Raw genomic sequence first — 17,040 nt, 5'->3', positions numbered from 1 at the left:
AAGACAGACATGAACCGCCAATACCGCACCGCCCTGCCCGGCTCCGGGCTGGATTACTTCGATGCCCGCGCCGCCATCAACGCCATCCAGCCCGGCGCCTGGGACAAGCTGTCCTACACCGCCCGCATCCACGCCGAAAACCTGGTCCGCCGCTGCGAGCCGGCCGTTCTAACCGAATGCCTAGAGCAGATCGTCCACCGCAAGCGCGAGCGCGACTTCCCGTGGTTTCCGGCGCGCGTGGTCTGCCACGACATTCTGGGCCAGACCGCGCTGGTGGATCTGGCCGGCCTGCGCGACGCCATCGCCGACCAAGGCGGCGACCCGGCCCAGGTCAATCCGGTGGTGCCGGTGCAGCTGATCGTCGACCACTCGCTGGCGGTGGAGTGCGGCGGCTTCGACCCGCAGGCCTTCGACAAGAACCGCGCGATCGAAGACAGGCGCAACGAGGACCGCTTCCATTTCATCGAATGGACCAAGACCGCTTTCGACAATGTCGACGTGATTCCGGCCGGCAACGGCATCATGCACCAGATCAATCTGGAGCGAATGAGTCCGGTGATCCACGCCGACAACGGCGTCGCCTACCCCGACACCTGCGTCGGCACCGACAGCCACACGCCTCATGTGGACGCGCTGGGCGTGATCGCCGTCGGCGTAGGCGGCCTGGAGGCCGAGAACGTGATGCTGGGCCGCGCGTCGTGGATGCGGCTGCCGGACATCGTCGGCGTGGAGCTGGCCGGCAAGCCGGCCGCCGGCATCACCGCCACCGACGTGGTGCTGGCGCTGACCGAATTCCTGCGCCAGCAGAAAGTCGTCGGCGCTTATCTCGAGTTTTATGGCGAAGGCGCGGCAGCGCTGACGCTGGGCGACCGCGCCACCATCTCGAACATGGCGCCGGAGTACGGCGCCACCGCCGCGCTGTTCTTCATCGATGCGCAGACCATCGCTTATTTGAAATTGACCGGCCGCAGCGACGAGCAGGTCAAACTGGTGGAAAACTACGCCAAGACTGCCGGCCTGTGGGCGGACAGCCTGAAAACGGCAGAATACGAGCGAGTGCTGAAATTCGACCTGTCCAGCGTCACCCGCAATCTGGCCGGCCCGTCCAACCCGCACAAGCGGCTGCCGGTCTCTCTGCTTGCCGAGCGCGGCATCGCCGCCAACCTCGCCGAAGCCCGCGCGCAGGAAGCGCAAGGCCTGATGCCGGACGGCGCGGTGATCATCGCCGCCATCACCAGCTGCACCAACACCTCCAACCCGCGCAACGTGATCGCCGCCGGCCTGTTGGCGCGCAACGCCAACCGGCTAGGCCTGGTCCGCAAACCGTGGGTGAAGTCGTCGCTGGCGCCGGGCTCCAAAGCCGTCGAGCTGTACTTGAAGGAAGCCGGCCTGCTGTCCGAGCTGGAACAGCTGGGCTTCGGCATCGTCGCCTTCGCCTGCACCACCTGCAACGGCATGTCCGGCGCGCTGGACCCGAAAATCCAGCAAGAGATCATAGACCGCGACTTGTACGCGACCGCGGTGCTGTCCGGCAACCGCAACTTCGACGGCCGCATCCATCCCTACGCCAAGCAGGCCTTCCTCGCCTCGCCGCCGCTGGTGATCGCCTACGCCATCGCCGGCACCATGCGCTTCGACATCGAAAAAGACGTGCTGGGCGTCGCCGGCGGCAAGGACATCCGCCTGCAGGACATCTGGCCGTCCGACGAGGAGATCGACGCGGTGCTGAAGCAGGCGGTGAAACCCGAACATTTCCGCCAGGTCTACGAGCCGATGTTCGCCATCCGTCAAAGCAGCGGCGAGAAAGTCAGCCCGCTGTACGCCTGGCGGCCGCAGTCCACCTACATCCGCCGTCCGCCGTACTGGGAAGGCGCGCTGGCTGGCGAGCGCGCGCTCAAGGGCATGCGCCCGCTGGCGCTGCTGCCGGACAACATCACCACCGACCACCTGTCCCCGTCCAACGCCATCCTGCTGGATTCCGCCGCCGGCGAATACCTGGCCAAGATGGGCCTGCCGGAGGAGGACTTCAATTCATACGCCACCCACCGCGGCGACCACCTGACCGCGCAGCGCGCCACCTTCGCCAATCCCAAGCTGTTCAACGAGATGGTGCTGAACGGCGATGGCTCGGTCCGCCAGGGCTCGCTGGCCCGCGTCGAGCCGGAGGGCAAGACGATGCGGATGTGGGAAGCGATCGAAACCTACATGGACCGCAAACAGCCGCTGATCATCGTCGCCGGCGCCGACTACGGCCAGGGCAGCTCGCGCGACTGGGCGGCCAAGGGCGTGCGCCTGGCCGGCGTCGAGGCCATCGTCGCCGAAGGCTTCGAGCGCATCCACCGGACCAATTTGATCGGCATGGGCGTGCTGCCGCTGGAGTTCAAGCCCGGCACCAATCGCAAAACGCTGGCACTCGACGGCACCGAAACCTACGACGTGATAGGCCAGCGCATGCCGCGCGCCGAGCTGACCCTGGTCATCCACCGCCGCGGCGGCGAAACCGTCCAGACCCCGGTGACCTGTAGGCTGGATACCGCCGAGGAAGTGTCGATCTACGAAGCCGGCGGCGTATTGCAGCGCTTCGCTCAGGATTTCCTGGCGGCGGCGCAAGCCTGATCAACCATTGCAGCCGGCCACCTCCGGCTGTTCAACAAAGAAACAGGATGGACAGCATGGCTCACCCGGCCCAGATCCGAATCCCCGCCACCTATATGCGCGGCGGCACCAGCAAAGGCGTGTTCTTCCGGCTGCAGGACCTGCCGGAAGCCGCCCGCCAACCCGGCGCAGCCCGAGACAAACTGCTGCTGCGCGTGATCGGCAGCCCGGACCCGTACGGCAAGCAGATAGACGGCATGGGCGGCGCGACGTCCAGCACCAGCAAGACCGTCATCGTCGCCAAATCCGCGCGGCCGGATCACGATGTCGACTACTTGTTCGGCCAGGTGGCGATAGACAAGGCCTTCGTCGACTGGACCGGCAACTGCGGCAACCTGTCCGCCGCCGTCGGCCCGTTCGCCATCGCCGGCGGCCTGATCGACCCGGCGCGCGTGCCGGACAACGGCATCTGCACCGTGCGCATCTGGCAGGCCAATATCGGCAAGACCATCATCGCCCACGTGCCGGTCACCCATGGCCAGCCGCAGGAAACCGGCGATTTCGAACTGGACGGCGTCACCTTCCCCGCCGCCGAAGTGCAGCTGGAATTTCTGGACCCGGCCGACGAAGGCGACGGCGATGGCGGCACGATGTTTCCCACCGGCAAGCTGGTCGACACGCTGGAAGTGCCCGGCGTCGGCGCCTTCCCGGCCACGCTGATCAATGCCGGCATCCCCACCATCTTCGTCAACGCCGCCGACATCGGCTATGCCGGCACCGAGCTGCAGGACGCGATCAACTCCGACCCGGCGGCGCTGGCGCGCTTCGAAACCATCCGCGCCCACGGCGCGCTGAGAATGGGGCTGATCAAGAGCCTGGACGAAATCGCCACTCGGCAGCACACGCCCAAGATCGCCTTCGTCGCGCCGCCGGCCGACTACTTCGCCTCCAGCGGCAAGCCGGTGAAGGCGTCTGACATCGACGTGCTGGCGCGGGCGATGTCGATGGGCAAACTGCACCACGCGATGATGGGCACGGCGGCGGTGGCGATCGGCACCGCCGCCGCCATTCCCGGCACGCTGGTCAACCTGGCCGCCGGCGGCGGCAAGCGCCAGGCGGTGCGCTTCGGCCACCCGTCCGGCACGCTGAGGGTGGGCGCGCAAGCCCGTGAGGAGCGCGGCGAGTGGGTGGTGACCAAAGCCATCATGAGCCGCAGCGCCCGCGTGCTGATGGAAGGCTGGGTGCGGGTGCCGGGCGACGCATTCTAACAAACCGTCCGCGCCGTCGAAAAAATAGCGGGGATGCGCAAGGCATCCCCGTTTTCACCTCCAGATGGCGATATTGCCGGCAGTTTCTCGCCAGATTTCGTGGGATAATGACAATCAGCCAGCGCGATACCGACGAGCATCCCAAAATCATTGCCATCCGCGCAGGCCTGATCGAACACCAAACGGAACCCGCAGCCATGAGCACCCCCGCCCCGATACTGACCTCCTCCACCGATTGGCACTGGAGCCCCACGCCCTTTCCTGGCGTGGACTTCACCTGGCTGCGCCGCAATCCGGACGGCGGCGGTTCGGCATTGCTGAAACTGGCCAAGGGCGCGAAGCTGCCGCTGCACCAACACCCGGGCACCGAACAGGTTTTCGTCACCGCCGGCCGGCTCAAAGTGGGGGAACATGTGCTGAACAAGGGCGACCACCTGTTCATCGACGCCCATGTCCCGCACGCGGTGGAAGCTTTGCAATCCGCCGTTTATCTGACGCTGTCGGAAAGCGATGGCGTGGAGCTGATGGAGCCGGATCAGGCTGGCTGATCCGGCCGTCAGAGCGGGCTAGAAAGGCTGGATCGCCACCTTCAGCACGCCGTCGCGCTGGTGGGAGAACAGGTCGTAGGCTTCGACGATCTGGTCCAGCTTGTAGCGGTGGGTAACCAGCGGCGACAGGTCCAGCCGGTCGCTCTCCAGCACATTCATCAGCCGCCGCATCCGCTCCTTGCCGCCCGGGCATAGCGAAGACACGATCTTCTTGTCGCCCAGGCCGGCGTTGAAGGCGTCCAGCGGAATCCTCAGATCGCTCGAATACACGCCCAGGCTGGACAATGTGCCGCCCGGCTTCAATATCCGCAGCGCGGATTCGAACGTGCCCTGGGTGCCCAGCGCCTCGATGGCCGAATCGACGCCGCGGCCGCCAGTCAGCTTCATGATCTCCGCGATCACATCCACCTGCCTGAAGTTGAGCGTGACATCGGCGCCCAGCCGCCGCGAAATCGCCAGCCGGTCGTCGATCCCGTCCACCGCGATGATGCACGACGCGCCGCGCAGACGCGCGCCCGCCACCGCGCACAAGCCTATCGGCCCCTGCGCGAACACCGCCACCACGTCGCCGATCTTGATGTTGGCCGCCTCCGCGCCGGAAAAGCCGGTGGACATGATGTCGGGACACATCAGCACCTGTTCGTCGCTGAGCCCGTCCGGAATCGGCGCCAGATTGGCCTGGGCATCCGGCACCAGCACGTACTCGGCCTGGGTGCCGTCTATGGTATTGCCGAAGCGCCAGCCGCCCATGGGTTTGTAGCCGTGGCATTCGCAGCCGCCGTCCTGCGCCGGGTGGCCGTCCTGACAACCGTAGGAGGTGAAGCTGGGACAGATCGCGCCGGCGATCACCCGCTGTCCCTCCCGATAGCCCTTGACGTCCGCGCCCAGTTTCTCAATCACGCCCACCGGCTCGTGGCCTATGGTCAGGCCGGACGCCACCGGATACTCGCCCTTGAGAATGTGCACGTCGGTGCCGCAAATGGTGGTGGTGGTGATCCGCACCAGCGCGTCGCCGGGACCGACCGCTGGAATCGGCTTCTCTCTAAGCTCTATCTTGCCGGGCGCGACGAATACTGTTGCCTTCATGCTGCTCATGGCTTGCCTCCTGTCGTGGCGGAGCCCGCCCGGCCATGACCGCTGCCGGCTCCAGGATGGAAACGAAACGCATCTTTAACACTAGGCCGTAAACCAGCGGCGCGGACAACTGCCCGATCAGTCCAAAACATGGACTCGTGATTTGGATCAAACGCCTTGTTGCCCTGCGGCCATGTCGGCGCGCCGTCACAGATGGCTGAAAACGATGCCTTTTGATGTAACAACTGGTTTACACTTCACCGTTCCACTTAAAATATCTCCACATAAAACAAATACGAGAGACATCGATGAATCAAGCGATGCTGTACGCGCTCGCCGCGATCGCCATGTGGGCGTCCGTCGCCACCCTCAGCGCCCTCACCCACACCTTGCCGCCTTTCTTCGTCGCCGGCATCGGCCTGATCCTGGGCAGCCTGCTGACCGTGCACCGCCTCGCCGACTGGAAGGTGCCCCCCAAGAACTTCGCCAACGGTGTTTACGGCATCTTCGGCTTCTACTTTTTCCTGTTCAACGCCTACCGGCTTGCGCCGGTGATGGACGCCACCGTGCTCAGCTACGTCTGGCCGCTGCTGATGGTGCTGCTGTCGCCGTTGCTGGTGCCTGGCACCCGGCTGGGCGCCAACCACATCCTGGGCAGCCTGATCGGCTTCGCCGGCGCGGCGCTGATCGTTACCGGCGGCAAGCTGTCGCTGTCGATGTCCGCGCTGCCCGGCTATCTGATGGCCCTGGGCGCAGCCGTGGTATGGGCCACCTACAGCCTGTTCACCCGCCGCCTGCCCGCCACCTCCGACAACGCCGTCGGCGGCTACTGCCTCGCCTCCGGCCTGCTGGCGCTGGCGCTGCACTTCGCCACCGAGCCCGCCGCCCACCCGTCGACCATCCAGTGGCTGATGATCGCCGTGCTGGGCCTGCTGCCGATGGGCGCGGCCTTCCTGTGCTGGAACCGCGCGATGCAATTGGGCGATCCGCGGCAGATAGGCGCGCTGGGCAACGCCACTCCCCTGCTGTCCACGCTGATGCTGGTCGCCTCCGGCCAAGCCGCGCTCAATGGCGGCTCCGCGCTGGCCATCGCCATGATCGTCGGCGGCGCGGCACTCGGCACCCTGCCGGCGGAACGGCTGCTGCCCGGCTGGCTGCGGGCCTGAACTGCGGTACCGGTAGCCGCAACGCCCTTGCGGGGCGGGGCTATAATCGCACGCTGTTTCCCCTCACAAGGAGTGCGCGATGAAGCCCTGCCTGTTCGCCCTGCTGGCGCTGTTCGCCAGCCATGCCGCCCTGGCCGAAGACGATCCCTGCCAGAACGCCAACAACACCCTGGAAATCAACGACTGCAAGCAGAAGCAGTTCGACGGCCGCGACAAGGCGCTCAACGAGCGCTATCGCGAGCTGCTGAAAAAGCTGCGCGCCGACGAAGCCCAGAGCGGCGCCAAGGACAAGCCGTCCGCGATGCTGGTCCAGGCCCAGCGCAAGTGGATAGCCTTCCGCGACGCCGACTGCAACGCCAAGTACCAGATCTACATCGACGGCAGCATCCGCAACGCCGTCTTCCTCGACTGCAAGATCGAGCGCACCGAGCAGCGCCTCAAGGAGCTGGACCCCAAGCTTTGGTGATCCGCCCGGGTTTCCCCTCCCTGAACCGAGGAGTATCATCCCGCCCTGTCTTCACGCAAAAATAAAAAGGGGCTGACATGGCAAAACACTGGGGCAAGGTGCTGACGGCGATGGTGACGCCGTTCGACAGCGATGGCCGGCTGAACCTCGACATGGCCTGTACGCTGGCGCGCCATCTGGCAGCCAGCGGCAGCGACGGCCTAGTGCTCGCCGCCACCACAGGCGAGGCGCCGACGCTCAATGACGCCGAACGCTTCGACCTGATCCGCGCGGTCAGCGAGGCGGTGTCCATCCCGGTGCTGGCAGGCACCGGCAGCAACGACACCCGCCACGCGCTGGAAATGACCGCCAAGGCCGAGGCGGCCGGCGCCGCCGGCGTGTTCCTGGTTTCGCCGTATTACAACCGCCCGCCGCAGGCCGGCATCGAGGCGCATTTCCGCGCGTTGGCCACCGCCACCCGGCTGCCGGTGATGCTGTACGACGTGCCCGGCCGCACCGGCCGCCGCATCGCCCACGACGTGCTGCTGCGGCTATTCCGGGAGGTGGACAATATCGTCGCCTTCAAGGACGCCACCGGCGACCCCGCCGCCGCCGCGCGGCTGGTGGCCGAAGCCGGCGACCATTTCGAGCTGTATTCCGGCGACGACGCGCTGACCCTGCCCCTGCTGGCCGTCGGCGCGGTCGGCGTGGTGGGCACCTCCACCCACTGGACCGCGCCGGAGTTCGCCGCGATGATCGCCGCCGTCGAACAGGGCGACGCGCGCCGCGCCCGCGAGATCAACGCCGCGCTGCTGCCGTCCTACGCCTACTCGAATACCGACGATTCGGTGTACTCGATGTCGGTGAAGGCGATGCTGCGCAGCCAGGGCCTGGCCGTCGGCGAATGCCGGCTGCCGCTGCCGGCCGCGCCGGCAGGCGTGGAAGCGCGGGCCGCCGAGGTGTGGAGCGGGCTGCAAGCCTGGCGCGCCGGCCAGCGCTGAGAACCTGCCCAGCCGCAGGCAATGAAAAAGGAGACCCGAGGGTCTCCTTTTTGCGTGACTGACGCGCCTCGCGGCGGGAATCAGTCGCGGAAGTTGTTGAACTGCAGCGGCGCGCCGTTTTCCAAATCGGCAGCGATGTCCTGCTTCAGCAGCGCGATGGCGTCCTGCAGCACATCGCGCTTGGCGCCGGACACGCGCACCGCCTCGCCCTGGATGCTGGCCTGCACCTTCATCTTGGAATCCTTCAGCAGCTTGACGATCTTCTTCGCCAGGTCGCTGTCCAGGCCTTCCTTGATCTTCAGCACCTTCTTCACCTTGTTGCCGGACACTTTTTCCAGCTTGCCGTAGTCCAGGCTGCGCACGTCGACGCTGCGCTTAGCCAGCTTGGCCACCATGATTTCATTGACCTGGTCCAGCTGGAATTCGGTATCGGCGAACAGCGTCACTTCCTTGTCGTTGAATTCGATGCGGGCGTCGCTGCCCTTGAAATCGTAACGGGTGGACACTTCCTTGTTGGCCTGGTCCAGCGCGTTGCGCACTTCCACCCTGTTTACTTCGGAAACGACATCAAAAGACGGCATAAAACGATCCTCGCTAATAACCTGCCGCATTCTAGTAGCGGCGTTGCCGCTTGTCACCCGTCATGCCATTGCCAAGGCCCTCCGGAAATGGTTTTATCGACGACAGTCAAACCAATCCCGAAAATCCGCCATGCTCGTCACCCTGCCGCAACTGGCCGCTTTCCTCGCCGCCGCCATGCTGATCACCGTCACCCCCGGCCCCGACAACCTGATGGTGCTGAGCCAGGGCATTTCCCGCGGCCGCCGCCAGGGCATGGCCTTCGGCCTGGGCTGCGCGCTGGGCTGCCTGAACCATACCTTGCTGGCGGCGCTGGGCGTCAGCGCGCTGATCGCCGCCTCGCCGCTCGCCTTCTCCGCCCTCAAGATCGCCGGCGGCGCCTATCTGGTCTACCTGGGCTGGGGCGCCATCCGCAGCTCCGGCACCAGCTTCGACGCCGATGCCCAGGCCGGCGGCCCGCAGGGCTCGCTGGGCGCCACCTTCCGCCGCGGCCTGATCGCCAACGCGATCAATCCCAAGGTGGTGCTGTTCTTCCTCGCCTTCCTACCGCAGTTCATCAACCCGGCGCAGGGGCCTGTCGGCCTGCAGACCGCCATCCTCGGCGCGCTGTTCACGCTGCAGGGCGCGCTGATCTTCGGCGCGCTCGGCTATTTTTCCGGCCATGTCGGCCAATGGCTGGCCAAGAGCCGCAAGGCCAGCCAGTGGCTGGACCGCATCGCCGGCGCTGTCTTCATCGGGCTGGGCCTGCGCCTGATCCTGGCGCGCTGAGCGCGCAAAAAAGGCGGCCCCAGGCCGCCTTTCGCCATTCATTCCGAGCGGGTCAGATCGCCTGCTCGTTGGTTTCGCCGGTGCGGATGCGCACCACCTGCTCCACCGGCACCACGAAGATCTTGCCATCGCCGATCTTGCCGGTGCGCGCGGTTTCGACGATGGTTTCGATCGCCCGCTCCACCAGATCGTCCGGCAGCACCACCTCTATCTTCACCTTTGGCAGAAAGTCCACCACGTACTCGGCGCCGCGGTACAGCTCGGTGTGGCCTTTCTGCCGTCCGAAACCCTTGACCTCGGACACGGTCAGGCCGTTGATGCCGATCTCCGACAAGGCCTCGCGCACCTCGTCCAGCTTGAACGGCTTGATGATGGCTTCGACCTTTTTCATTGCGCAATGCTCCCGAATAAAACCAATGACATTAGAGTAAAAAGCAAAAAATGCCGCGCGGCGGCGGTATCTTCCGTTGACGCCTTAAATGCAGCGATGTTTTGCTGTATTATGACGCCCTTTCCTGGTACTTGTCGCGGGTGTCTAATGTCTTACATTACCAAGCTGCGCGGTGGCGTTGCCCTGTCACCGTTTCGTCTCGAAAAACTGCAGGCGGCAGCGGCCGATGCCGGCCTGAAGGATATCTTCCTGACGGCTGAGCACTGGCATTTTGCGGAAAGCGACGGCGAGCTCTCGCTGGAGGAAATCGGCGTGCTGGGCCAGCTGCTCAGCTACGGCGAAGCGCCGCTGAGCACCGAACCCGAAGGCGAACTGTTCCTGGTTACGCCGCGAATCGGCACCCTGTCGCCATGGGCGTCAAAGGCAACCGACATCGCCCGGCATTGCGGATTGCCGAATATCCGGCGGATCGAACGCGGCACCGCTTTCCGAATCAAGTCCGCCGCTAAATCTTTAAGTGAAGAGGCTCGCCATACCCTGGCGAGCCTCTTGCACGATAGGATGACGGAAACCGTTCTGTCCTCGCTGGACGACGCGGAAAAGCTGTTCACCCATATCGACCCGCAGCCGATGGCCAGCGTGGACATCCTCGCCGGCGGCCGCGCTGCGCTGGAGGCGGCCAATGTCCAGTTGGGCCTCGCGCTGTCCGACGACGAAGTGGAATACCTGGTCGAGAACTTCATCAAGTTGAAGCGCAATCCCAGCGACGTCGAGCTGATGATGTTCGCGCAGGCCAACTCCGAGCACTGCCGCCACAAGATCTTCAACGCCCAGTTCATCATCGACGGCGTCGAGCAAGGCAAATCGCTGTTCCGCATGATCCGCGACACCCACGACGCCAACCCGCAGGGCACGCTGGTGGCGTATAAGGACAACGCCTCGGTGATCGAGGGCGCCTTCATCGAGCGCTTCTACCCGCAGCCGGGCAGCCACCAGTACGCGTACACCAGCGAACCCACCGACATCCTGATGAAGGTGGAAACCCACAACCACCCGACGGCGATCTCGCCCTTCGCCGGCGCGTCCACCGGCAACGGCGGCGAAATCCGCGACGAAGGCGCCACCGGCCGCGGCTCCCGCCCCAAGGCCGGCCTCACTGGCTTTACCGTATCCAACCTGAACATCCCCGGCTTCAAGCAGCCGTGGGAGGCCTACCGTGACGATCAGTCCGAGTACGGCAAGCCGGGCCGCATCGCCTCGGCGCTGCAGATCATGCTGGAAGGCCCGATCGGCGGCGCGGCGTTCAACAACGAATTCGGCCGCCCCAACCTTACCGGTTATTTCCGCGCCTTCGAGGAAGAATTCAACGGCGAGATGCGCGGCTATCACAAGCCCATCATGTTGGCTGGCGGCCTGGGCAGCATCCAACAGCAGCAGATCCACAAGAATGAAATCCCGGAAGGCGCGCTGCTGATCCAGTTGGGCGGCCCCGGCCTACTGATCGGCCTGGGCGGCGGCGCGGCCTCGTCGATGGACACCGGCGCCAACAGCGAAAACCTGGACTTCGACTCGGTGCAGCGCGGCAACCCGGAAATCGAGCGCCGCTGCCAGGAAGTGATCGACCGCTGCTGGCAGCTGGGCGAAGCCAACCCCATCGTCTCCATCCACGACGTGGGCGCCGGCGGTCTGTCCAACGCCTTCCCAGAACTGGTCAACGACGCCGGCCGCGGCGCCATCTTCCATCTGCGCAAGGTGCACCTGGAAGAAAAGGGCATGACCCCGATGCAGATCTGGTCCAACGAGGCGCAGGAGCGCTACGTGATGGCCATCCTGCCCGAGGACCTGGACCGCTTCACCGCGCTGTGCGAGCGCGAGCGCTGCCCATTCGCGGTGCTGGGCGTGGCCACCGATGATGGCCATCTGCAGGTGCGCGACGACCACTTCGGCAACAATCCGGTAGACATGCCGCTGGAAGTGCTGCTGGGCAAGCCGCCGCGGGTGACCCGCGACGCCAAGACGCTGGAAACCGCGCTGCAAACCTTCGACGCGTCCAAGTACCCGCTGCGCGAAACCGCCTACCGCGTGCTACGCCACCCGACCGTGGCCGACAAGTCCTTCCTGATCACCATCGGCGACCGCACCGTCGGCGGCATGACCGCGCGCGACCAGATGGTGGGCCGCTGGCAGGTGCCGGTGGCCGACGTGGCCGTCACCACCATGGGCTTCAACACCTATCGCGGCGAAGCGATGGCGATGGGCGAACGCACGCCGGCCGCGCTGTTCGACGGCCCGGCCTCCGGCCGCATGGCCATCGGCGAGGCGCTGACCAATATCGCCGCCGCCTTCGTCGGCCATCTGGGCAACGTCAAGCTGTCCGCCAACTGGATGGCCCCGGCCGGCCACCCGGGAGAGGACGCCAATCTGTACCGCACCGTGCAGGCCGTCTCCGAGCTGAGCCAGAGCCTGGGCGTCAGCATTCCGGTGGGCAAGGATTCGCTGTCGATGAAGACGGTGTGGCAGGAAGACGGCGAGCAAAAAGCCGTCACCGCCCCGCTGTCGGTGGTGATTTCCGCTTTCTCGCCGGTGGACGACGTGCGCAAGACCGTCACCCCGGACCTGAAGGACATCAAGGATAGCGACCTGATCCTGATCGACCTCGGCTACGGCCGCTGCCGCCTGGGCGGCTCGATCTACGGCCAGGTGTGGAAAGACATGAAGGGCCGCGCGCCGGACGTGGAAAGCCCGCTGCAGCTGGGCGCCTTCTTCGGCGTGGTGCAGTCGCTGTTGCGCGACGACAAGCTGCTGGCCTACCACGACCGCTCCGACGGCGGCCTGTTCGCCGCGCTGGCGGAAATGATGTTCGCCGGCCACGTCGGCGCCAGCATCGATCTGCAAGAGCTGGTGATCGAGCGCCAGAACACCCAGCGCATCATCGACGACTACGTGCAGCCCACGCTGGAAGCCGCCACCCATGGCCGCATCATGCGCGTGCTGTTCAACGAGGAGCTGGGCGCGGTGCTGCAGGTGAAGAAGGCCGACACGCCGGAAGTGATCTCCCGCTTCATGAAGGCCGGCATCGGCCGCGAGCTGTTCGTCATCGGCCGCACCAACAGCCACGACCGCCTGGTGATCAAGCACAAGGGCAAGGACCTGTTCAGCGAAAGCCGCAGCGAGCTGTTCTGCGCCTGGTCCGAAACCAGCGCCCGCATGCAGCGCCTGCGCGACAACCCGGCCTGCGCTGACAGCGAGCAGCTGCTGCGCAGCCACGCCAAGCCGCGCGGTCTGTTCGCCCAGCTGTCCTTCGACGTGCACGGCGACCCGGCCGCGCCCTACATCGGCACCGGCAAGCGTCCGCGCATGGCCATCCTGCGCGAGCAGGGCGTCAACGGCCAGCTGGAGATGGCCGCGGCGTTCGACCGCGCCGGCTTCGACGCGGTGGACGTGCACATGAGCGACATCATCGCCGGCCGCGTGCAGCTGGCCGACTTCAAGGGCCTCGCCGCCTGCGGCGGCTTCAGCTACGGCGACGTGCTGGGCGCCGGCGAAGGCTGGGCCAAGAGCATCCTGTTCAACCCGCGCGCCCGCGAGCAGTTCGAAGCCTTCTTCAGCCGCGGCGACACCTTCGCGCTGGGCGTGTGCAACGGCTGCCAGATGATGTCCAACCTGTCGTCCATCATCCCGGGCGCCGAGCACTGGCCGAAGTTCCACCGCAACGCGTCGGAACAGTTCGAGGCGCGATTCGCGATGGTGGAAGTCACCGCGTCGCCGTCCATCTTCCTGGCCGACATGGTGGGCAGCCGCCTGCCGGTGGTGGTCAGCCACGGCGAAGGCCGCGCGGTGTTCGCGCCGGGCGCGCAAGACCAGGCGCTGGCCGCGCTGCGCTACATCGACTTCGACGGCCGCGCCACCGAGACCTATCCGCTGAACCCCAACGGCTCGCCCGCGGGCATCACCGGCGTCACCACGGCGGACGGCCGCTTCACCATCATGATGCCGCACCCGGAGCGCGTGTTCCGCGCCGTGCAAAACAGCTGGCATCCGGCGGAATGGGGCGAGAACGGCGGCTGGTACCGGATGTTCGCGTCTGCCCGCCGCTGGGTGGGTTGATCTCCAAGCCCAAACACGACGCAAAACAAACGGAAGCCCTCGGGCTTCCGTTTTTTCATGCGCGCGACCAAAAACCGCTTAGCCGCCGGCCATCACCGGAAACAGCGTCAGCACCACCTTGCCCAGGTTGCGGTTGTCGGCGACGTAAGCGTGCGCGTCCCGCACCTGGGTCCATGGATAGCTGCTGTCCACCACCACGCGCGCCCTGCCTTCCAGCAGGGCCGGCAGGATCAGGTCGCGCAGCGCGGCGGCCAGCTCGGCCTTCACCTTGACCGGCTGCGGGCGCAGCGTGGAGCCGATCAGGCTGATGCGCTTCATCAGCAGTCGGCCAAAATCGAGCTCGGCCTTCACGCCGCCCATCAGGCCGATGTTGACCAGCCGGCCATCCGGATTCAGCGCCTGCAGGTTTTCCGCCAGATGGCTGGCGCCCACCGGGTCCAGCACCGCGTCGGCCCCGCCCCACTCCCGCACCCGCGCGGAGAAAGCCGGTGTTTCGTGGTAATTGAACACCTGGCTCGCGCCCAGTTCGCGGCAAAAGGCCAGCTTCTCGGCGCTGCCGGCGCTGGCGAAGGCTTCCGCGCCCAGGAAACGCGCCAACTGGATCGCCGCGACGCCGACGCCACTGGCGCCGGCATGGATCAAGGCTCGCTCGCCAGCCTTGAGGCCGGCCTTGACCACCAAGTTGAACCACGCCGTCATCCAGGCTTCCGGCAGGCTGGCCGCCTCCACCCAGGACAGTTGATCCGGCTTGGCGATGGCCAGCGGCTCATCCAGCAGCACGTATTCGGCGTAGCCGCCGCCGTCCACCAGGCCGAACACCGCGTCGCCCGGCTGGAAGGCGGAATCGCCCCCCACCTCTTCCACGACGCCGGCCACCTCTAGCCCCATCAGCGGGCTGGCGCCCGGCGGCGGCGGATAGCGGCCCTCGCGCTGCATCAGGTCGGCGCGGTTGACGCCGGCCGCCATCACCCGCACCAGCAATTTGCCGGGCGCGGCGCGCGGCTTGTCCCACTCCCCCATTTCCATCGTTTCGACGCCGCCCGGCGCCTGCTGCACGATGGCCAACATCTTGTCCATTCGGCCTTCCCCCTTGATTGATATCCGACAAATGCGGACGGATGCCCCAGCCACAAGCTCCGCGCGGAAATAATCCGCATTGAAAAACACTGCCATGCGCTGGATCAAGCATTGCGCGCCGGCTTTGATTACAATCCTACGTCATGAGCGAGAACTGTTTCCATTGCGGTTTGCCGGTGCCCGCCGGCGCCAGCTTCCCCATCCTATACCGCCAGCGCGAAGAGCCCGCCTGCTGCGCCGGCTGCCAGGCGGTGGCGTCCACCATCATCGAATCCGGCCTGTCCGACTACTACAAGCACCGCACCGAGGGCGCGGCCCGCGCCGAAGCGCTGCCGCAGGCGCTCCTGGAACAGATCAAGCTGTACGACAGCGAGGAGCTGCAGCGCAGCTTTGTCCGCGTCGAGGCAGAAAACGTCCGCGAGGCCGCGCTGATATTGGAAGGCATCACCTGCGCCGCCTGCATCTGGCTGAACGAGCAGCACATCCGCCGCCTGCCCGGCGTGCTGGGGGTGGACATCAACTACACCACCCAGCGCGCCCGCGTGCGCTGGGACAATAGCCGCGCGCAGCTGTCCGCCATCCTGGAGGCGGTGGCGGCGATAGGCTACCGCGCCCATCCCTACGACGCCGACCGCCAGGAAAAGCTGCAGCAGAAGGAGCGCAAGCAGGCGCTGACCCGGCTATGGGTGGCCGGCCTGTCGATGATGCAGGTGATGATGTACGCGGTGCCGGTCTATCTGGCGCCGGACGGCGACATCGCGCCCGACTTTCTGTGGCTGCTGCACTGGTCCAGCTTCATCCTGACGCTGCCGGTGCTGCTGTATTCGGCGCTGCCCTTCTACCGCAACACTTGGCGCGATTTGAAAACCGGCCGCGTCGGCATGGACACGCCGGTCAGCATCGGCATCCTCACCGCTTTCGTAGCCAGTTTCTGGGCGCTGATCCACAAGGTGGAGCACGGCATCTATTTCGACTCGGTGTCGATGTTCGTGTTCCTGCTCTTGGGCGGCCGCTACCTGGAAAGCATCGCCCGCCGCAAAGCCGGCGCCGCCAGCGAAAGCCTGGTCAAGCTGGTGCCGGCCTTCGCCCACCGGCTGGACGGCTGGCCGCAGAGCCGGGACAGCCGCGAAGCGACGGTTGCTGGCCTGAACCCCGGCGACGTGATCCTGGTCCGCCCCGGCGAGACCATTCCCGCCGACGGCGTGGTGCTGGACGGCCGCAGCGCCAGCAACGAGTCGCTGCTCACCGGCGAGAGCCGGCCCATCGCCAAAGCGCCGGGCGACTTGGTGATCGCCGGCAGCGTCAACACCGCCAGCCCGCTGGTGCTGCGCGTGGAACAGGCGGGCCAAGCCACCCGGCTGGCCGGCATCGTGCGGCTGCTGGACCAGGCGCTGGCGGAGAAGCCCAGGCTGGCGGTGCTGGCCGACCGCTTCGCCAGCTGGTTCGTCGCGCTACTGCTGCTGGCCGCCGCCGGCAGCTACCTGGCCTGGCATTTCATAGACCCGGACCGGGCGCTGTGGATCATGGTGGCGGTGCTGGTGATCTCCTGCCCCTGCGCGTTGTCGCTGGCCACCCCGGCCGCGCTCACCGCCGCCAGCGGCCGCCTGGCCTCGCTGGGCGTGCTGACCACCCGCGGCCACGCGCTGGAAACGCTGGCCAAGGCCGACGACGTGGTGTTCGACAAGACCGGCACCCTCACCCACGGCCAGATGCGGCTGCTGGAAACCCGCGGACCGCTGGACACGCCTCGCGCGCTGGCCGTCGCCGCCGCGCTGGAACAAGGCTCCGAGCACCCGCTGGCCCAGGCCATCCTGTCCGCCGCGCCGGCGGATAGGCCGCAGGCGGAGGGCCTGATCAACCACCCCGGCGGCGGCGTGGCCGGCGTCGTCGACGGCCGCGAGTGGCGGCTGGGTTCCGCGCCCTTCATCGCCGCCTGGCTGGGACGCGAGGTGGACGAAGACCCCGAATGGCTGCCGGATTGCACCCAGGTGCTGCTGGCCGACGCCGACGGTGTGCAGGCC

Annotated in this window: 13 protein-coding genes; 9 read left to right on the top strand and 4 right to left on the bottom strand. The window is 66.4% G+C overall.

The annotated features are described in order from the left end of the window. Nucleotides 1-9 precede the first annotated feature (9 nt). The 3 genes from acnD (at nucleotide 10) to LQR33_RS09805 (ending at nucleotide 4,411) form a co-directional block, all read left to right on the top strand. A complete protein-coding gene (gene acnD / locus LQR33_RS09815) occupies nucleotides 10-2,616 on the top strand; it encodes a Fe/S-dependent 2-methylisocitrate dehydratase AcnD (RefSeq protein ID WP_221666349.1) in 2,607 nt (868 codons plus the stop codon). A 56-nt stretch (nucleotides 2,617-2,672) separates the two neighbouring features. Beyond that, nucleotides 2,673-3,863 carry a 2-methylaconitate cis-trans isomerase PrpF gene (gene prpF, locus LQR33_RS09810; RefSeq protein ID WP_231468743.1) on the top strand — a complete coding sequence of 397 codons (1,191 nt, stop codon included), beginning with the start codon at nucleotides 2,673-2,675 and terminating at the stop codon, nucleotides 3,861-3,863. Nucleotides 3,864-4,060: 197 nt separating this feature from the next. Then, nucleotides 4,061-4,411, top strand: a complete 351-nt coding sequence (locus LQR33_RS09805; protein ID WP_161627494.1) for a cupin domain-containing protein — start codon at nucleotides 4,061-4,063, stop codon at nucleotides 4,409-4,411. Nucleotides 4,412-4,429: 18 nt separating this feature from the next. Here the strand turns inward: LQR33_RS09805 and LQR33_RS09800 are convergent, their stop codons facing one another. Beyond that, nucleotides 4,430-5,506: an NAD(P)-dependent alcohol dehydrogenase gene (locus LQR33_RS09800; protein WP_166440786.1), complete on the bottom strand. Its 1,077-nt coding sequence runs from the start codon at nucleotides 5,504-5,506 to the stop codon at nucleotides 4,430-4,432. Between the two features lie 287 nt (nucleotides 5,507-5,793). Between LQR33_RS09800 and LQR33_RS09795 the strand changes: the two genes are divergently transcribed. The 3 genes from LQR33_RS09795 to dapA all read left to right on the top strand — a co-directional run bounded on the left by LQR33_RS09795 (nucleotide 5,794) and on the right by dapA (nucleotide 8,097). Next, nucleotides 5,794-6,651, top strand: coding sequence for a DMT family transporter (locus LQR33_RS09795; protein ID WP_231468740.1), 858 nt, complete (start codon nucleotides 5,794-5,796; stop codon nucleotides 6,649-6,651). Between the two features lie 79 nt (nucleotides 6,652-6,730). Next, on the top strand, nucleotides 6,731-7,117 hold the full coding sequence (locus LQR33_RS09790) for a lysozyme inhibitor LprI family protein (protein ID WP_166440788.1): 387 nt from the start codon (nucleotides 6,731-6,733) through the stop codon (nucleotides 7,115-7,117). Nucleotides 7,118-7,194: 77 nt separating this feature from the next. Continuing rightward, nucleotides 7,195-8,097 (top strand): 4-hydroxy-tetrahydrodipicolinate synthase, encoded by a 903-nt coding sequence (gene dapA / locus LQR33_RS09785; protein ID WP_231468738.1) that lies wholly within the window; start codon nucleotides 7,195-7,197, stop codon nucleotides 8,095-8,097. Between the two features lie 80 nt (nucleotides 8,098-8,177). Here dapA and LQR33_RS09780 read toward each other — a convergent pair whose 3' ends face one another. After that, nucleotides 8,178-8,678, bottom strand: a complete 501-nt coding sequence (locus LQR33_RS09780) for a YajQ family cyclic di-GMP-binding protein (protein WP_231468736.1) — start codon at nucleotides 8,676-8,678, stop codon at nucleotides 8,178-8,180. A gap of 130 nt (nucleotides 8,679-8,808) precedes the next feature. On the opposite strand from LQR33_RS09780, the gene LQR33_RS09775 reads away from it, so the two are divergent. Continuing rightward, nucleotides 8,809-9,444: a LysE family translocator gene (locus LQR33_RS09775; protein WP_231468734.1), complete on the top strand. Its 636-nt coding sequence runs from the start codon at nucleotides 8,809-8,811 to the stop codon at nucleotides 9,442-9,444. Nucleotides 9,445-9,496: 52 nt separating this feature from the next. Here the strand turns inward: LQR33_RS09775 and LQR33_RS09770 are convergent, their stop codons facing one another. Beyond that, the gene (locus tag LQR33_RS09770) at nucleotides 9,497-9,835 is read right to left on the bottom strand and encodes a P-II family nitrogen regulator (protein WP_011135593.1); all 339 of its coding nucleotides are present in this window, start codon (nucleotides 9,833-9,835) and stop codon (nucleotides 9,497-9,499) included. 147 nt (nucleotides 9,836-9,982) lie between these two features. On the opposite strand from LQR33_RS09770, the gene purL reads away from it, so the two are divergent. Beyond that, complete coding sequence (gene purL, locus LQR33_RS09765; protein WP_166440793.1) at nucleotides 9,983-13,942, top strand: phosphoribosylformylglycinamidine synthase; 3,960 nt, start codon at nucleotides 9,983-9,985, stop codon at nucleotides 13,940-13,942. A gap of 78 nt (nucleotides 13,943-14,020) precedes the next feature. On the opposite strand, the gene LQR33_RS09760 is transcribed toward purL, so the two are convergent. Next, nucleotides 14,021-15,019 carry an NAD(P)H-quinone oxidoreductase gene (locus LQR33_RS09760; RefSeq protein WP_221666355.1) on the bottom strand — a complete coding sequence of 333 codons (999 nt, stop codon included), beginning with the start codon at nucleotides 15,017-15,019 and terminating at the stop codon, nucleotides 14,021-14,023. A 143-nt stretch (nucleotides 15,020-15,162) separates the two neighbouring features. Between LQR33_RS09760 and LQR33_RS09755 the strand changes: the two genes are divergently transcribed. After that, nucleotides 15,163-17,040: heavy metal translocating P-type ATPase (locus LQR33_RS09755; RefSeq protein ID WP_231468732.1), on the top strand; the 1,878-nt coding region annotated here is incomplete at its 3' end.

This window comes from Chromobacterium piscinae, from assembly GCF_021129175.1.
Classification (GTDB): Bacteria; Pseudomonadota; Gammaproteobacteria; order Burkholderiales; family Chromobacteriaceae; genus Chromobacterium; species Chromobacterium piscinae.
This window is presented reverse-complemented; position numbering and strand designations above follow the sequence as displayed.